The organism is Streptomyces sp. PR69, assembly GCF_026420845.1.
Lineage (GTDB): Bacteria > Actinomycetota > Actinomycetes > Streptomycetales > Streptomycetaceae > Streptomyces.
Genome location: NZ_JAOWCB010000015.1, coordinates 55,822 through 71,628 on the forward strand (window position 1 = coordinate 55,822; position 15,807 = coordinate 71,628).

The 15,807-nt window shown below is 71.5% G+C and carries 16 protein-coding genes and 1 pseudogene; 8 read left to right on the forward strand and 9 right to left on the reverse strand.

Going from position 1 to position 15,807, the window contains the following annotated elements; translation table 11 throughout:
• Positions 1–34: 34 nt before the first annotated feature.
• The 3 genes from OF819_RS16615 (at position 35) to OF819_RS16625 (ending at position 5,123) form a co-directional block, all read left to right on the forward strand.
• Positions 35–2,158: an alkaline phosphatase D family protein gene (locus OF819_RS16615; protein ID WP_267244318.1), complete on the forward strand. Its 2,124-nt coding sequence runs from the start codon at positions 35–37 to the stop codon at positions 2,156–2,158.
• Between the two features lie 354 nt (positions 2,159–2,512).
• The gene (locus OF819_RS16620) at positions 2,513–4,579 is read left to right on the forward strand and encodes an FAD/NAD(P)-binding protein (protein WP_267244439.1); all 2,067 of its coding nucleotides are present in this window, start codon (positions 2,513–2,515) and stop codon (positions 4,577–4,579) included.
• Between the two features lie 58 nt (positions 4,580–4,637).
• Positions 4,638–5,123, forward strand: a complete 486-nt coding sequence (locus tag OF819_RS16625; RefSeq protein WP_267244319.1) for a DoxX family protein — start codon at positions 4,638–4,640, stop codon at positions 5,121–5,123.
• A 60-nt stretch (positions 5,124–5,183) separates the two neighbouring features.
• On the opposite strand, the gene OF819_RS16630 is transcribed toward OF819_RS16625, so the two are convergent.
• Positions 5,184–5,777: a superoxide dismutase family protein gene (locus tag OF819_RS16630; protein ID WP_416370555.1), complete on the reverse strand. Its 594-nt coding sequence runs from the start codon at positions 5,775–5,777 to the stop codon at positions 5,184–5,186.
• A 297-nt stretch (positions 5,778–6,074) separates the two neighbouring features.
• Here OF819_RS16630 and OF819_RS16635 point away from each other — a divergent pair, with 297 nt between their 5' ends.
• Positions 6,075–6,809 carry a DedA family protein gene (locus OF819_RS16635; RefSeq protein ID WP_267244320.1) on the forward strand — a complete coding sequence of 245 codons (735 nt, stop codon included), beginning with the start codon at positions 6,075–6,077 and terminating at the stop codon, positions 6,807–6,809.
• On the opposite strand, the gene OF819_RS16640 is transcribed toward OF819_RS16635, so the two are convergent.
• Together OF819_RS16640 and OF819_RS16645 are read right to left on the reverse strand one after the other, a co-directional pair.
• Positions 6,755–7,069: a DUF2277 domain-containing protein gene (locus OF819_RS16640; protein ID WP_267244321.1), complete on the reverse strand. Its 315-nt coding sequence runs from the start codon at positions 7,067–7,069 to the stop codon at positions 6,755–6,757. The two genes, OF819_RS16635 and OF819_RS16640, sit on opposite strands and share 55 nt — an antisense overlap.
• A gap of 24 nt (positions 7,070–7,093) precedes the next feature.
• A complete protein-coding gene (locus OF819_RS16645; RefSeq protein WP_267244322.1) occupies positions 7,094–7,549 on the reverse strand; it encodes a hypothetical protein in 456 nt (151 codons plus the stop codon).
• Positions 7,550–7,799: 250 nt separating this feature from the next.
• Between OF819_RS16645 and OF819_RS16650 the strand changes: the two genes are divergently transcribed.
• Positions 7,800–8,150, forward strand: a complete 351-nt coding sequence (locus OF819_RS16650) for a hypothetical protein (protein ID WP_267244323.1) — start codon at positions 7,800–7,802, stop codon at positions 8,148–8,150.
• Positions 8,151–8,254: 104 nt separating this feature from the next.
• Here the strand turns inward: OF819_RS16650 and OF819_RS29125 are convergent, their stop codons facing one another.
• The 3 genes and pseudogenes from OF819_RS29125 to OF819_RS16660 all read right to left on the reverse strand — a co-directional run bounded on the left by OF819_RS29125 (position 8,255) and on the right by OF819_RS16660 (position 9,319).
• Positions 8,255–8,428 (reverse strand): hypothetical protein, encoded by a 174-nt coding sequence (locus OF819_RS29125; RefSeq protein ID WP_323748932.1) that lies wholly within the window; start codon positions 8,426–8,428, stop codon positions 8,255–8,257.
• A gap of 6 nt (positions 8,429–8,434) precedes the next feature.
• Positions 8,435–8,581, reverse strand: a pseudogene (locus tag OF819_RS29255) (hypothetical protein); the annotation flags it as partial.
• 198 nt (positions 8,582–8,779) lie between these two features.
• Positions 8,780–9,319, reverse strand: a complete 540-nt coding sequence (locus tag OF819_RS16660; RefSeq protein ID WP_267244324.1) for a winged helix-turn-helix domain-containing protein — start codon at positions 9,317–9,319, stop codon at positions 8,780–8,782.
• Between the two features lie 431 nt (positions 9,320–9,750).
• Here OF819_RS16660 and OF819_RS16665 point away from each other — a divergent pair, with 431 nt between their 5' ends.
• On the forward strand, positions 9,751–10,317 hold the full coding sequence (locus OF819_RS16665; protein ID WP_267244325.1) for a hypothetical protein: 567 nt from the start codon (positions 9,751–9,753) through the stop codon (positions 10,315–10,317).
• Between the two features lie 102 nt (positions 10,318–10,419).
• On the opposite strand, the gene OF819_RS16670 is transcribed toward OF819_RS16665, so the two are convergent.
• Together OF819_RS16670 and OF819_RS16675 are read right to left on the reverse strand one after the other, a co-directional pair.
• Complete coding sequence (locus OF819_RS16670) at positions 10,420–10,689, reverse strand: transcriptional regulator (protein ID WP_267244440.1); 270 nt, start codon at positions 10,687–10,689, stop codon at positions 10,420–10,422.
• Between the two features lie 37 nt (positions 10,690–10,726).
• Positions 10,727–11,140: a hypothetical protein gene (locus OF819_RS16675; protein WP_267244326.1), complete on the reverse strand. Its 414-nt coding sequence runs from the start codon at positions 11,138–11,140 to the stop codon at positions 10,727–10,729.
• A 236-nt stretch (positions 11,141–11,376) separates the two neighbouring features.
• Between OF819_RS16675 and OF819_RS16680 the strand changes: the two genes are divergently transcribed.
• Positions 11,377–12,726 (forward strand): endonuclease/exonuclease/phosphatase family protein, encoded by a 1,350-nt coding sequence (locus OF819_RS16680; RefSeq protein ID WP_267244327.1) that lies wholly within the window; start codon positions 11,377–11,379, stop codon positions 12,724–12,726.
• 255 nt (positions 12,727–12,981) lie between these two features.
• Entirely contained in the window at positions 12,982–14,835 is a 1,854-nt protein-coding gene (locus OF819_RS16685; protein WP_267244328.1) for a protein kinase domain-containing protein, read from the forward strand.
• Between the two features lie 112 nt (positions 14,836–14,947).
• Here OF819_RS16685 and OF819_RS16690 read toward each other — a convergent pair whose 3' ends face one another.
• A complete protein-coding gene (locus tag OF819_RS16690; protein ID WP_267244329.1) occupies positions 14,948–15,799 on the reverse strand; it encodes a helix-turn-helix domain-containing protein in 852 nt (283 codons plus the stop codon).
• Between the last annotated feature and the right edge of the window lie 8 nt (positions 15,800–15,807).

Consider the following 15,807-nt stretch of genomic DNA (forward strand, 5'->3'; position numbering starts at 1 on the left):
GTACAGACGTCACGGGACGGCGGAGGGGGCGCATATGGCCGGGCTGCGGCTGGGACCACTGCTGCGGTACGTGGACTGGGAGTCCGGCGACCGCGCGACCGTCTGGGTCGAGGCCGACCGCCCGTGCCGCGCCGAGGTGCGCTGCGCGGGCGGCGCCGGCGGCGGGTCCGCCCGGACGTTCCAGATCGAGGGCCACCACTATGCGCTGATCCCGGTGACCGGACTGACCCCGGACGCCGCGACCGCGTACGAAGTGCTGCTGGACGGCCGCCGGGTGTGGCCCCTCGACGGCTCTCCGTTCCCCCCGAGCGTCATCCGCACCCCGGCGGTCCCCTCCGACGAGGTGACGGTCGTCTTCGGCTCCTGCCGCTGGGCCGCCACGCCCGCCGGGGAACACGACCCGATCGGTCCCGACGCCCTGGCCGCGCTCGCCGCCGAACTGGCCTCCGGCGCGCTCCCGGAGCCGTACCGCCCCGATGTGCTGGTGCTGCTCGGCGACCAGGTGTACGCCGACCAGACGAGCAAACAGGTCCGGCGCTGGCTGGCCGCGCGCCGCGATCTGCGCGAGCCGCCGGGCGCCGAAGTCGCCGACTACGAGGAGTACACCCGGCTCTATTGGGAGTCCTGGACCGACCCCGAGGTGCGCTGGCTGCTGTCCACGGTCCCCAGCTGCATGATCTTCGACGACCACGATCTGATCGACGACTGGAACATCAGCGCCTCCTGGCTCGCCGAGATGCGCGCGGAGCCATGGTGGCAGGAGCGCGTGGTCAGCGGGCTGATGTCGTACTGGGTCCATCAGCACCTCGGCAACCTCTCCCCCGCCGAGCTGGCCGCCGACGAGCTGTACGCGGCGGTGCGCTCCGCCCCGGACGGCACCGACGCGCTGCGCCGCTTCGCGGCCAAGGCGGACGCCGACGCGGCGTCCGCCCGCTGGAGCTACCGGCGCGACTTCGGCCGTACGCGGCTGCTGATGGCCGATACCCGCGCCGCGCGGGTGCTTGAGGAGCCGTCCCGGTCGATGCTCGCGCCGAGCGAGGCGCGGTGGCTGCGCGAACAGGCCCTGGACGGCCACCAGGAGGGCGCGTACGACCATCTCCTCATCGGGGCCTCACTGCCCTGGCTGCTGCCGCCGCTGATCCATGACGCGGAGGGCTGGAACGCGGCGCTGTGCGCGGGCGTCCGGGGGCGGCGCTGGGCGCGGTTCTCCGAAGCGCTGCGAAGACGGTCGGATCTGGAGCACTGGGCCGCGTTTCCCGCCTCCTTCGCGGAGCTGACCACGCTGATCGCCGAGGCGGGCGGCGAACCGGGCAGCGGTGCGCCGGCCCCGGCGACGGTGTGCGTCCTCTCCGGCGATGTGCACCATGCGTATGTGGCGGAGGCGGTGTACGGGGCGAAGGCCGTGGGCCCGGCGGAGGCGACGGGCCGGGCGGAAGCGGCGTACGCGGCGGGCGCCGTGGGCCGGGTGGAGGCAGCGGACCCGGCGGGCCGGGCGGAAGCGACGGGCCGGGCGGGCCAGGCGGAAGCGACGGGCCAGGCGGGCCGGGCGGGCGGGGCGGAAGCGGCGTACGCGGCGGAGGCCGTGACCCCGGCGGGCCGGGCGGAAGCGGCGGAGGCGACGGGCCGGGCGGAGGCGGTGTACGGGGCGGAGGCCGTGGGCCCGGCGGAGGCGACGGGCCGGGCGGAAGCGGCGGAGGCGGCGGACCCGGCAGAAGCGGCGTACGCGGCGGGCCGGGCGGAAGCGGCGGAGGCGGCGGACCCGGCGGGCCGCGACGCCGGGCAGCGGGCGCAGGTGTTCCAGCTGACATGTTCGCCGGTGCACAACGCCGTCCACGCCATACTGCGGCTCGGCTTCCGCTTCGGCTGGAGCCGGGCGGGCCGACGAGTGGGCCGGGCGCTGGCCCGTCACGCCGGAACCGGTCGGCCGCCGGTCGGCTGGCGGCGCACGGGCGGGCCGTGGTTCGGAAACCAGCTGATGACGCTGGCGCTGCGCGGGCGCGCCGCCTCGCTCCGGCTGGACCAGGCGCGTACCGCCGCCGGCGGCGCGGACCGCGGCGCGAGGCGGTACGGATCCGGCCACAGCGCGGCCGCGCGGCTGGCGACCGCGGACGAACGCGAGTTGACTGCGCACCGCGATCCGTCGCTCAGCGGAGGGTGAGACCCTGACACAAGGTTCACACGATCCACCAGAGCTCCACACGGGCTTCGCCAGGGGTTCGGCCCGGGGGTTCGACTTCGGGGGCCGCAACGGCATCATGAGGCGGACGATCCGGTTCCACTCGCCATAGCCCCGGGAGTCACGGTCTTGTCCGACGACGCGCACGACGTACGTCCCGCACAGCCCGCACAGCCCGCAGTACCGCACCAGCGCACCGCGGCCACCCGACGCCACGCGTCCGACCCGCCGGAGGTCGCCGGACGGGCCGGAGATCCAGCCCCCGCGGCTCCGCCCGGACGGAGTCCGGAGGAGTTTGAGGAGCGGGGGTCCGGGGGCGGAGCCCTGGCGCGGAGTCTGCGGCGGAGCCCCAGCGGGCCCACGGGCCGGGCAGCCGAGCCAGCCGGCCGCGCCGGGATCGCGATCGTCGGGGTCGGCCCCCGCGGCACCTCCGTGCTGGAACGGCTCTGCGCCTCCGTCCCGGAGCTCGCCCCCGGCGTCCCCCTGACGGTCCATCTGATCGACCCCGCGCCGCCGGGCCCCGGCCGCGTCTGGCGCACCGACCAGTCGGCCGAACTGCTGATGAACACGGTCGCGTCCCAGGTGACTCTGTTCACGGACGAGAGCGTGGCCTGCGAGGGCCCGGTGCGCCCCGGCCCGAGCCTGTACGAGTGGGCCGCGGAGCAGCACCCCGGCGAGCGGATCGGCCCGGACGACTATCCGACGCGCGCCTGCTACGGCCGCTATCTGGAGTGGGCGCTGCTGCGGACGGTCGGCCTGGCCCCCGGCACGGTGACGGTGCGCATCCACCGGGCCAGGGCCGTACGGCTGGAGGACGACCGCACCGCCGATCCGTACGGCCCCGAGGCCCCGCCCCAGACCCTCGCCCTGGACGACGGCACGGTCCTGACCGGACTGCGCGCGGTGGTCCTGGCGCAGGGCCATCTCCCGGTCGTCTCACGTCAGTCGGAGGCGCACCTCGCCGACTACGCCGCGCGCCACCGCCGGCTGCGCTACTTCGGCCCGGCGAACCCCGCCGACCTCGACCTGTCGGGCATCGCTCCGGGCGAACCGGTCCTGCTGCGCGGCCTCGGCCTCAGCTTCTTCGACCATATGGCGCTGCTGACGACGGGCCGCGGCGGCTCGTACGAGGAGCGGAACGGCACGCTCGTCTACCGTCCCTCGGGGCGTGAGCCGAAGCTGTACGCGGGCTCCCGGCGCGGCGTCCCGTACCAGGCGCGCGGGGACAACGCCAAGGGCGCGTCGGGACGGCATGAGCCGCTGGTGCTCACGCCCCAGGTGATCGCGGCCTTCCGCGCACAGGCGGACGCGGGCGATCCGCCGGACTTCCTCGCGGAGATATGGCCGCTGGTGGCGAAGGAGGTGGAGACGGTCCACTACGAGGCGCTGCTCGCCGCCCGTGCCGCCGACCCGGCGGGTCCCACCGACCCGGCCCGTGCCGCCGACCCGGCGGGTCCCGCCGACCCGGCCGGAGCCGGCCGCGGCTTCCGTGAGCGTTTTCTGGCCGTGCCGCACGAGAGCGCCGAAGAGAGGGCCGTATTGGAGGAGTTCGGGATCGCCGAGGCGGACCGCTGGAACTGGGAGCGGCTGGCGCGGCCGCACGCCGGGGTGACGTTCCACTCGCCCGCCGGGCATCGCGCCTGGCTGCTGGACCGGCTGCGCGCGGACGCCGCGCAGGCCGCGCAGGGCAATGTGGCGGGCCCGCTGAAGGCCGCGCTCGACGTGCTGCGCGACATCCGCAACGAACTGCGGCTGATCGTCGACCACGCGGGGCTCTCCGGCTCCTCGCACCGGGATCATCTGGACCGCTGGTACACGCCCTTGAACGCCTTTCTGTCCATCGGCCCGCCGCGCCGTCGCATCGAGGAGATGGCGGCGCTCATCGAGGCGGGCGTGCTGGAGGTGGTGGGCCCGCGGATGACGGTCGGGATGTCGCGGGCGGTCCCCGAGGGGGCGTTCACCGCCGAGTCGCCAGATGTGCCCGGCTCGTCGGTGACCGCGACGGCGCTGATCGAGGCCCGGCTGCCGGAGCCCGATCTGCGCAGAACGTGCGATGAGCTGCTGAGCCGGCTGCTGAAGACCGGTCAGTGCCGGCCGCATGCGATCGACGGCTATGAAACCGGAGGGCTGGACGTCTCGGCGCGCCCGTACCGGCTGATCGACCGTCAGGGCCGTGCCCATCCACGGCGCTTCGCGATCGGGGTGCCGACCGAGGGCGTGCACTGGGTGACGGCCGCCGGGGCGCGGCCGGGCGTGGACTCGGTGACGCTGTCCGACGCGGACGCGGTGGCGCGGGCCGCGCTGCGGACGCTCGGCCCTGCGCGCGCTTCGGCGCGTGCGGAAGCGGAACCCGGACGGACTCTCATCGAATTCTCAGATGTTGAACTTGCAAGTATCGATTAGGGCTGCCTAACCTGGGATTCTTCGCCGGTTCATGTCCCCAGACCCGAAGGATTCCCCCATGCCCAACCGCACCCTGCCCACGCTGCCCGCCCGCCTCGACCAAGCCCAGCCGTATGTGCTCGGCGGGTTCCGGATCGTCGTCGGGCTGCTGTTCGCCTCCCGCGGGGCCGCCTCCCTCTTCGGGGTCCTCGGCGGCATGGGCGGCAGCGGCGCGACCGTCCCCGCCGGCACCTGGCCCGGCTGGTACGCGGCGGTGATCCAGCTCGTCGGCGGCGGCCTTGTACTGCTCGGACTGGGCACGCGCAGCGCGGCGTTCATCGCCTCGGGCTCGATGGCGTACGCATACTTCAGCGTCCACCAGCCGGAGGGCCTGTTCCCGCTGCAGAACGGCGGCGAGTCGGCCGCGCTGTTCTGCTGGGCCTTCCTGCTGCTGGTCTTCACGGGTCCGGGCGCACTGGCGCTGGACCGCGTCCTGACGGCGCGCGGAGCCGCCGGACGGCAGGAGCCGGAGGAGCGGAAGACGGCATCGCCGATCGCCGCGTGACGCGTGCGCGCACTTCGGTCGCCCGGACCCCGCGACGGGGTCCGGGCGACTGGCGTCTCATCACGCCTTCTCCGCGGGCGCGGGGCCCCCTGGCGCCGACCTCGCAGGCGCGGGGTTCTCGGGCACAGGGCTCTCAGGCGCGGGCTTCTCCGGCACGGGTCTCACAAGCGCGGGCCTCTCCGGCACGGGTCTCACAAGCGCGGGCCTCTCGGGCGCGGAGCCCCGGGGAGCGAAGGGCACCGTGAAGCAGGCGATCCGCGCGCCCGCCCCGCCCGGTTCGTCATGGAGCACGACGGAGGCCGCCCCGCCGGGACGGAATCCCCATGCCTGCCGGGCCCCGGCGACGCCGGAGCCGTGCGCGTCGGCCGTGAAGTCCAGCCACACCTCGTTCCGGGGGTCGGCCTCCGGCTTCGGCACATGCTGGTAGTGGCCGCCGGCCGCCTTGGGGTCCGCGCCGCAGGGGCCGGTGTGCACATGCGCCCCGTACGCCTGGCCTGGGCGCAGCCCTTCAAGGCGGGCCGTCACCGTCGTACCGGCGGCGTCCGTCCGCTGCTCGACGCGGATCCAGGCCCCGGCCGGGACGAGCCGCCTGTCATACGTCAGGGCGCGCGTCGGCCCGTACGGGACGGGCGGCATAAAACGCCCCCGCTCCACAACCCGCTCACCTGGCGCTGCAACCCGCTCACCGGCCGCTGCGCCGCCGCCGGCCGCCAACGTCAGAGCCACACCTCCGGCCACTGCTGCCGCCATCACCGTCAAAGACCTCTCCTCACCTTCTGCTGTCACTCCGCTACAGGTTCACCCTGCCCCCGGCGCGAGTGACGCGCATCACAACCGCCACCCCCTGGCGATCTCGTGTCAGACCCCGGGCGTACGCTGTGTAGCCGTCATGCCGCCCCTGCCGCTCCCCTGCGACGTCGCGGCGTTCTTTCTGCCTTGGGGAGTCAACAGGTGCTGGAGAGTGTGGGGTCGCTGACCGGCAGCCCGTGGATCTACGCGGTCGTGGCCCTGTCCGTGCTCCTGGACGTCTTCCTGCCCGTTCTGCCCAGCGGCGTACTGGTGATCACGGCGGCGACGGCCGCGGCGGCGGGCTCAGCGTCAGCGCCGTATGAAATCCCCTCGCTGCTGGTGCTGATGGTGTGCGCGGCGGCGGCGTCGGTGCTCGGCGATCTGATGGCGTACCGGCTGGCCTGGCGCGGGGGTGACCGGCTGGACCGGGCGATCGCCCGTTCACGTCGGCTGACCCATGCGCAGGAACGTCTCGGCACCGCCCTCAGCCGCGGCGGCGGCGCGCTTGTGGTGATCGCGCGCTTCGCGCCCGCGGGGCGTTCGGTGGTCTCCCTGGGCGCTGGCGCGGCGCGCCGCCGGGTGCGGGACTTTCTGCCGTGGTCGGCGCTGGCCGGTGTGGTGTGGGCGGCGTACAGCGTGGGCCTCGGGTACTTCGGCGGCCAGTGGCTGGGCGCGAGCTGGGTCGGCGCGGCGGTCTCCGTGCTCGCCCTGTTCGCGGCGGGCGCGCTGGCCGCGTATGTCGTACGCCGCCGCCCGGCGCCGGCCTCCGCGTCCGCGTCCGCGTCGCCGGCCTCAGCGGCGGGGGGCGCTGCGGTGACCGTTCCCGCCCAGCAGCCTCCCCGTCAGCCGGCCTCCGCCAGACGGGCGGTCGAGCGGGCCGCCGAGCCCGTCGCCTGAACAGAGGTCCGCCGAGCGGAGGCCCGCTGGGCAGAAGTCCGCGCGGCCGCGCCGCCCCGGACCTCAAGGCCGCCGAGCAGCCGGGCCGTGGCCTCGGCGATCTCGTCGACGGCCCGGTCGAAGACCTCGCGGTTGTGCGCGGCGGGCGCGCGGAAGCCGGAGACCTTGCGGACGTACTGCAGGGCTGCGGCGCGGATGTCCTCCTCGGTGGCCTCTTCTGGGAGGGCGGGCGGGCGGAGGGTCTTGATGCTGCGGCACATGCCTCCAGTGTGCGCCGCCGCCCCTCACACGGCTGGGCGCTCCGTGCTGCGGTCCGTGCACAGCGCCCAGACCACGAAGATCCCGATGGCGATTCCCACGATGGCCCATACGGGCTGGTACGGCAGCCAGATGAAGTTGGCCACCACGCTGAGGCCGGCGAGCACCACACCGAGCGCCCGGGCCCAGGCCGCACCGGTGAGGATGCCCCAGCCGACGAGGGCGACGATCACGCCGAGGACCAGATGGATCCAGCCCCACGTGGTGAGGTTGAACTTGTAGACGTAGTCGCCCACGCGTGCGTACACATCGTCCTCGGCGATCCCGGCGATGCCCTGGAGCACCGCGATCACACCGTAGACGAGCATCAGCACACCGGCGAACAGCGTCCCGCCGGCGGCCCAGTCACCGGCCGCGCCGGGATCGCGGACCGGGCCGGGGGACGGATGCTGGGGTGCCCCCGAAGGGGAGGTGTCTGCCATGCGTCCACGCTCCGCCCGCCCGCGGACGGGCGACCACCGGTGCTCGCCCGTCCGGGTGAGCGCCAGGCCTGGGCCGGGCTGCTCCTGCTGACCGTCACGATCGACGTCATCACGCCCACACCCCGTCCCCCGAATACGCCGCCCACCACACCGGCTGACTCCCCCGACCGGCCTCCCCCGGATGCCACGCCCGGCCGGACCGGGCAGGGTGGCCTCGTCAGGACCTTCCCCGCAGAGACGAGGACCGCCCATGTCCGCGACCTCCCGCCGGTACCGGCATCCCGCCCTCGCCGCCGGGGCGGCCCTCCTCACTCTCGCCGCCGCCGCGGGCTGCTCCGGCCTCGGCCGCAGCGCGGTCGGCACCCTCTCGTACGAAACGGCCCGCCACCGCCATGTCACGGTCACCAACCCCTCGGTCAAGGGCTGCCACCGCTTCCCCCCGGCGGGCGCGGTCTCCGTCGAGAACACCACCTCCGTGGACGTGAAGCTCTACCCCACCCGCGACTGCACGGGCGACGACACGATCTACGTCCCCGCCTCCCTCTCCGACGTCCGCGCCCCCGGAGCGGACCCCTGGCGCAGCTTCAGCTTTATCCACTGACCGGCTCCACCGGTCCGGGGCCGCGCATCACACGCGCCGAACACCTCATAGGGCAGGCGACGCGAAACCCGGTTCGGCTACTGAACTTGAATTCGTGATGTCGGTCAGCCGTCCGCGATCAGGCTGGTGCTGGCCAGGCACCCGTCGACCAGGTCCGGGCGGTACTGGATCTGCTTGAGTCTGCGCTTGACGGCGCGGGTGATCTGGCCGAGGCCGGCGGCGGCGAGGTCGCCGATGTCGCGCTTGACCAGTGACCAGACGCCCTCTTGAGGGTTCAAGTCCGGCGTATAGCCCGGAAGCTGGAAGACGGTGAGCCAGTCGGCGTGGGCGGCGATGAAACTCGCGCAGTGGCTCGACCAGGTGCATGCGCAGGTTGTCCCATACGAGCACGATCGGGCCGCCGAGCTGGATGTGCACTCTGACCAGCAGATCGCGCAGGTCGCGCCAGCCGATGCCCTTCGGCTCGCCCTTGCGGCCCCGGTACTCGCGGACCGAGCAGAACATCCGGGACCGCTTCCCCGGCTTGCAGCAGGTCAGCCCGGCGATGAACACCCGGCCCGAGCCCCGGCCACGGACCCGGACCACCGGGGTGCGGCCCTTGCGTCCCCGGCTTCTCGCTCGCGGCGGCGTCATCGACTGTCCGGCTTCGTCCTCGAAGACGCTCCAGCCGTCACACGCTGCCGCGGTGCTCTTACCCGCGGCCAGGTCTCCTTCTTCCAGACCTCGACCGCCGCGTCGTCGCGTTCGATCGCCCGCCGGGCGGGCTGCTGCCAGGACCAGCCGTGCCGCTTCAGCAGCAGCCACGTGCCCTCCACCGTGTAGCTCACGCGGAACAGGCGGCCGATCAACATCTTGATCCGTGCCAGTGTCCACCGCTGGCCGGCCCAGCCGTGGACCAGCGGCCCGCGTTCCAGCTCCCGTTCCAGCCTCGCAACCTGCTTCTCACTGAGCCTCGGCCGCCCCGGCGATCCCTTCGACAGGACCCCCACTTCGCCGCGCTCGCGCCACTGACGGCGCCACCGCTCCACGGACCGCTCCGTCACCCGCAGCGCGGCAGCGACCTCCCTGTTCTTCTGCCCCTCTTCAAAGCGTTCCACGACCTGCAGCCGGACCCGCTCCCTCGCGGCCCTCCCAGCGTCGGTCAACCCGCCACCCTGCGCGTATCTCACGGTCCAGGGCTACCAGAGCGGACCGGCCGCCGTCAGACGAACCGCCCCAACATCACCCAATCAAGTTCAGTACTTCTCTCCTTGCGTCAGCCAACTGCTTCAGCAGTGCCGCCGCCGAAGCACCGGAACAGCTCCTTCGAAACTCCGTGAGAATCAGCCGAACTGCCGATATGGCGAGTCGTCAAGAAACAGGCCGAGGTCTGGCGTGACGCAAAGAATGCGCCAGCGTTCTGAAAACCGACGAAGCAGTCGGCACTAACCTCAAATCTTGCTCAATACTGTGGGTATGAGTGGCCGTCAGTCAGATCGCCGTGATTACGTGATCTTGCACGGGATGCCGGGGGCATCACCCAGAGCAACCTGCCGGTTGGACTGAAGCGTGCTCATCACCGGGCGCACCGCCCGAATCTCCCTTGACCAAGGAGCCTGCATTGAAGCTTTTCCGCCGCACGACGCTCGTATCGATTGCATGCGCCGCCGCCGTCGCCTTCAGCGGTGTCGGCACTGCCCACGCCGCAGTTGAGACTCCCGCCACTGTTGCGGTTTCCTCGGAGGATGTGTCTCAGCAGCAGATTGACGAGCTGGCGAAGTACCTCGAAGCGATCTATGAGGGGGAACTGCGCACTTTCAACGGGGAGTTCAACCGCAACGCTGCCGTCGCGAACTTCGGAACCGAGTTCGCTGACGCTGTGGAGACGGAGATCAAGGCGCAGCGTGCGACCTCTTCCGCCGCCAAGGGTTCCCCGGCCCTCATGGCGGCAAAGAGCAAGGACAGCTACGGCAAGTGCCTGCTGAAGGCCGTGGGGCTCGGGGGACTCGGGGGTGCCAGCGCAGCCATCATGAACAAGCTTTCCGAGAAGAAGTGGTCTGACGCTGCACGGCTCATCACCAAGGAAGCCGTCAAGCGCGGAATCAAGATCGGCGTGAAGGGCGGAGTCGTCGGCCTGGCTGCCTCACTTGCCGCCAGCGCCGTCTGGTGTGCCACCCCTTGGGCATAAGCGCCGTCGAGCACCCATAAGGCAGTGATAAGGGTGGGCCGCCATTGTCGGGCCCACCCTCCGCCGTAGCCAGGTCGGCTGCTGAACGGCTTTCAGCGCGGGCTAGCCGATCTCTGACTGCACGACCTTTCGCAACTCCTCGAGATATTCCTCAAATCGTTCCCGCCCTGCTGGAGAAAGCCTCACCCTTGTAACAGCGTGCCGACGTTCGCGGAATTTTGCGATCTCAACGAGATCGTCTTTCTCAAGAACCCCCAACTGCCGGGACAGTTCGGATGTCGACAACTCCAATGACTCTTGCAGATCGGCAAAGTTGATCTGCTGGACACGCCGGAGCGCCCCCAAGATGGCCAAACGAGTAGGGGAATGCATAACCGTCGTCAGTCGGGTGCGCGGTTGTGGCGACACGTCACCTCCTCCAACGCAGCACGAGGTAGCAGGCAAGAACGACCGTCGGCACAGCAGCAGCTGCCGCGGACGCCTCCAGATCCGCCGGGTTGTCCCAGAGCAGTTTGACGCCCGGCAGCGCCAAGGTGACCGGTGCGAAGAGGAAGATCCCCTCCTCAACCTTGCTGTGCGGCCTCCTGCTGGGAGCCCTGAGGTGGAACCACCTCCACCCGAGGACAAGGGCAAGCGCGACCGCCAGGACAACGCAGCCCAGCAGCAGGGGAATTTCACTGGCAGCCGCACCGGCAAGTCCGGCGAAGAGTGCCGCGACAGACACCCCTCCCAGCACTCGCTCGCCGGCGTTCGCAGCCTTCCCCAGCGCCGGAGCCTCCTCGACGACCCGCAGCTGCTCCGCGGCATCCGGTTCCTGTCCCATGCGCCACCCTCTCATCCTGTAGGTGACTCCATCCTAGGCAACTAGTTTCCAAATCTGCAACCAGTTGCCTTGATTTACACGCGCCCTCGTCGGGTGCGTCGAACGGGCCACGCTCTGGTTCCCCTGTTTCCGGGGTGGCTCCCCTGGCGGCAGGGTCCGTTCCCGCGCCTGCCGTCCGCTGCTCACCCCCGTCCCTCAGCATGGCGAGGCCACCAGTGATGACAAGGAGCGTCTCCATGCCCCGGCTGTTCAGCCGCACGCTCACCGCACTGGCCGTCTCCGCCAGCGGTCTGGTGCCCTTCGCCACGCCGGCCCACGCGTCCCCCGACGGCGTCCTGAAGGCCAAGCCCACCTCCTCGCCCGACGTACCTCTGCACTTCGTCACCCATGAGATTCCGCTGCGCAACGCCCGGGCGGGCGCGGAGTACCGGGCCTCCGTCGGCGGCCTGGCACTCGGCGGCGGAGGCCAGGCGCCCTGGTTCCGCAAGACCGGCGGGGCCCCCTGGGTCACCGTGAGCGCCGAGGGTGCGATATCCGGCAGTCCGCCGGCCGGGGCGACCGGCGACGCCACGGTCACCGTGGAAGCCCGCACCACCCCGGGCCAGCACGCCACCGCCACCCTCCGTATCCCGGTGCGCCCCGCTGACGCACCGCTGGTGCCCCGGCTCAAGGTCATGAGCTTCAACCTGTGGTACGGCGGCGCCAAGGTCACAGGCGGCCGTGAGAAGCAGCTGAAGGTCCTGCTCGACCAGAACGTGGACGCGGTCGGCCTCCAGGAGCACATGGGGACCTCCGCCCGGGAACTCGCCACAGCACTGGGCTGGTACCACCACCCCGGCGACCAGCGCGTCGCCGTCATCAGCCGCTACCCCATCACCGAACAGGACTCCGTGCGCTCCCCGCTCCACGGATGGCCCGGAGTCCCCGAGGACCTCCAGGCCGACATCGCGGTCAAGGCCCGCGTCCGTCTTGACGTCGAGGGCGCCACGGACACCCGGCACACCGCGTATGTCTCGCTGTGGAACACCCACCACCCTGCCTGGCCCTACGCGCCCTACACCATGTGTTACGGCAACTGGTGGCAGAAGCTCACACTGGGCGTGCAGGAAGCCCCGCGTATGAAGCACATGCAGCTGATGCTTGACGCCATGAAGCCGGACCTCGACGCCAAGGACGCCACCCCGGTGCTGCTCACCGGCGACTTCAACGCGCCTTCGCACCTGGACTACACCAAGGCCACCGCCGACAAGCACTGCGGCCACGACACGTTCGAATACAGCTCGGTCATGGCCGCGGAGGCCGGCCTGATCGACTCCTTCCGGACGGCCCACCCCGATCCCGTCACGACGCCGGGCAACACCTGGTCCCCGGTCTTCAAGACCTTCGAGGACCCGCTGGGCTGGTACGGGCACAAGGGCGAGCCCGAGCCGCAGGACCGCATCGACTTCGTCTATCACGCCGGCCGCGGACTGGAGGTCCTCGACTCCAAGGTCATCGTCGTCGGAAACCCCCGCCCCGACCCAGTCGAAGACAACGAATGGCCCTCCGACCACGCGGCCGTACTGAGCACCTTCCGGGTCACCTGACCCCGCAAACCGCCCGGCGGGGTCGCCGCGGCCTCGCTTCTGTGCGCCTTGACCGCTCCGACACGACGTTTAGAGAGCCCGAGTGCGGGGTCTCAGGTGGCTGATCAGCCTGAGATGACCTGGCCGTGAGGCGCTCGCCGGCGGATCGTTCTCACGCCGTTAACCGGCCGCCCTCTCGCTCGCCTATTCTCTTGTCGCGTGTCGACGCGAACATGCGCCGACGCCGTCCGCAGGGTGAGGAGCCGCAGCAACAGCATGGATGAGCTGAGACCCGAGGACCCGCGATGGATCGGGGGATACCGGCTGCTCCGCAGACTCGGCGCGGGTGGCATGGGCCGGGTCTACCTCGCCAGGTCCGAGCGGGGCCGGACCGTCGCGGTGAAGCTGGTCCATGGTGAGCTGTCCGCTGCGCCGGAGTTCCGCGTCCGCTTCCGCCAGGAGATCGAGGCCGCCCGGCGGGTGGGCGGCCGGTGGACCGCCCCGGTCCTGGACGCCGACACCGAGGCGGCGACCCCCTGGGTGGCCACCGGCTATGTCGCGGGGCCGTCGCTGCACGAGGTGGTGACAGGCCCGGACCATGGCGCCCTTCCCGAGCGCACTGTTCGCGCCCTCGCCAACGGACTGGCCCAGGCGCTGGGCGACATCCACGGCACCGGCCTGGTGCACCGCGACCTCAAACCCTCCAACGTTCTGATCACCATCGACGGCCCCCGGGTCATCGACTTCGGCATCGCCCGCGCCCTGGAGACCGTCGCGGGCGACGGGCTGACCCGCACCGGCGCCGTGATCGGCTCACCCGGATTCATGTCGCCCGAGCAAGTACGAGGTCAACGCGTCACCCCGGCAAGCGATGTCTTCTGTCTGGGCGCGGTCCTCGCCTTCGCCGCCACGGGGCGGATGCCGTTCGGGGACAGCGCGAGTGGTGTGCACGCCCTGTTGTTCCGGGTCGCTCAGGAAGAGCCGGATCTGGACGGCCTCCCGCCCGGGCCGCTCCGCGACCTGATCACGGACTGTCTGGCAAAGGACCCCGCCCTCCGGCCGTCCGTCCCCGAACTGCTGCACCGCACGCACGGCGACCTGGAGGCGGGCGACGCCTGGCTGCCCGGCGCGCTCACCGCGCACCTCGGTCAGCACGCGGTTCGCCTGCTGGAAATCGAGACGCCCGCCGATACACAGGTCGGGACCCCCTGGGCGGCTGCGGCCGCCACCCCTGCCACCCCGCCGCCCGCCGCGCCCGTACCCGCCCCGTACCCCGCGCGTGCGCCCATCCAGCCCGGACCGCCCGGCCAGCCTGGGCCGCCCATCCAGCCCGGGCAATTCGGACCGATGGTCCCGCCCGGACCGTACGGCCCCGCCGCGCCCATGGGGCCCCACACACCCGCACCGGGCCGCACGACCCCGCTCAGAGCGGTCTCGCCGCGCGCACTGTCCACCGCGCTGGTGCTGCTGCTGTCCGCGTGCATGCTCGCCAGCGTGGCCAATCTCCACCACGACTACGGCCTCTACCGGGAACTCGCCACCATGGCCGAGTCCGCGAGCGGCGGCTCGGCCAAGAGTTTCCAGGAGCGAATACAAGGCTGGGAGGACACATCCGCCTGGCTGCTGACCGGACTCGGGCTCACGTTCATCGCCGCCATGGTGCTGTGGCTGTGCTGGTTCCGGCGCGTCCGCATCAACGCCGAGGTGTTCGCCCCGGCCGGGCACCGGCTCGGCAGGGGCTGGGCGATCGGCTCGTGGTTCATCCCGATCGCTCACCTGTGGATACCGAAGCAGATCAGCAACGACATCTGGAAGGCCAGCGCCCCGCCCTCCTCCCCCGGCCGCCGCCGACGGGCGGCCGGCGCACCACGCGGCGTGCTGCACGCCTGGTGGGCGCTGTGGGCCGCACAGACGGCGATGATGTACTTCTCAACCTCCTGGCAGACCTGGACCGAGGCGGAGACCGTGGCACAAGCACGATTCATCACCGGCATCTCACTCACCGCGCAAGTCCTGGGCCTTGCGTCAGCGGTGCTCGCCGTGGTGATGGTGCAGACACTCACGTCCATGCAGGAGCGCCGCATCGCAGCCCTCTCCCCTACCGGCGCGAACCGCACTCCGGCGCCGTAGCCGACGCCGTGCTCCGCACCTCCCGCACCCGGTCCACGCCCGTGGCGCACCAGTTCGCGGTGGGCTGATCGAGTGCCTGGATCGCGTACCAGGGCCTCCTGCTGTCTCACGGTCAACGTCGATTCAGCGCCCGACGGACGGCGTTGATCACATTGTGGGCGTCGGTGCCGTAGGCCGCTGATTCCTGGATCGTCTTCCAGGTGCGAAGGTAGAGCGCGATGCTCTCAGCGTCGTCGAGCCACAGCTCTGCGTGCCAGTCCTCGGCGATCACAAGCCTGTCGTCCAGGAGCCAGAACCCGTTGGCCGTGGGGATCTTCAGCGACGCGCCGAGGGGCACAATCCCAAGCTCCACCGTGTCCATCCCGATCACGCCCGTGAGCCGGTCAAGCTGGGCCAGGAGGACCGACGGAGGACACACCAGCGCGTGAAGGGCTGCTTCCCACACCAAGGCGTGAAACTGCCGACCACCTTGGTATAGCCACTCCTGCCGCTTCATCCGCGCCCGGACTGCGGCTTCGGTGTCGCGCACTGAGCCCTGAAGCTCGGCGTACCGAAGGAAGATGTGTCGCGCGTAGTCTGCTGTCTGGAGCATGCCGGGAATGACGGCTTCCTCCCAGGCGTGGATGGCCTTGGACCGTCCGACTTCGACGTTCCAGCTGTCCTGCGCGGGCCGGTGTCCGGCAGCCAGTTGACGGCGCCAAGAGCGGATGTGGGTCTCGAAGCCCCGCAGCCGGGCGTGCAGTTCGTCGACGGTTCCGGGCTGGCCGACTCCATCGGCCCAGGCTTGCAGATCTTCGGTCGTCGCGGTCTGCTGGCCGTTCTCCAGCTTGTAGACCTTGGAGTGCGGCCAGCCGAGCCGCTGGGCGAGTTGCGTGCCGGTGAGACGGCCACCAGGTGCCGAGAGTCGCAGCTCCCGCAAGCGCAGGCCGAGGGCCGCCCGGGCCTGCTGATAGTCCGTGCTCACCGGTGCAG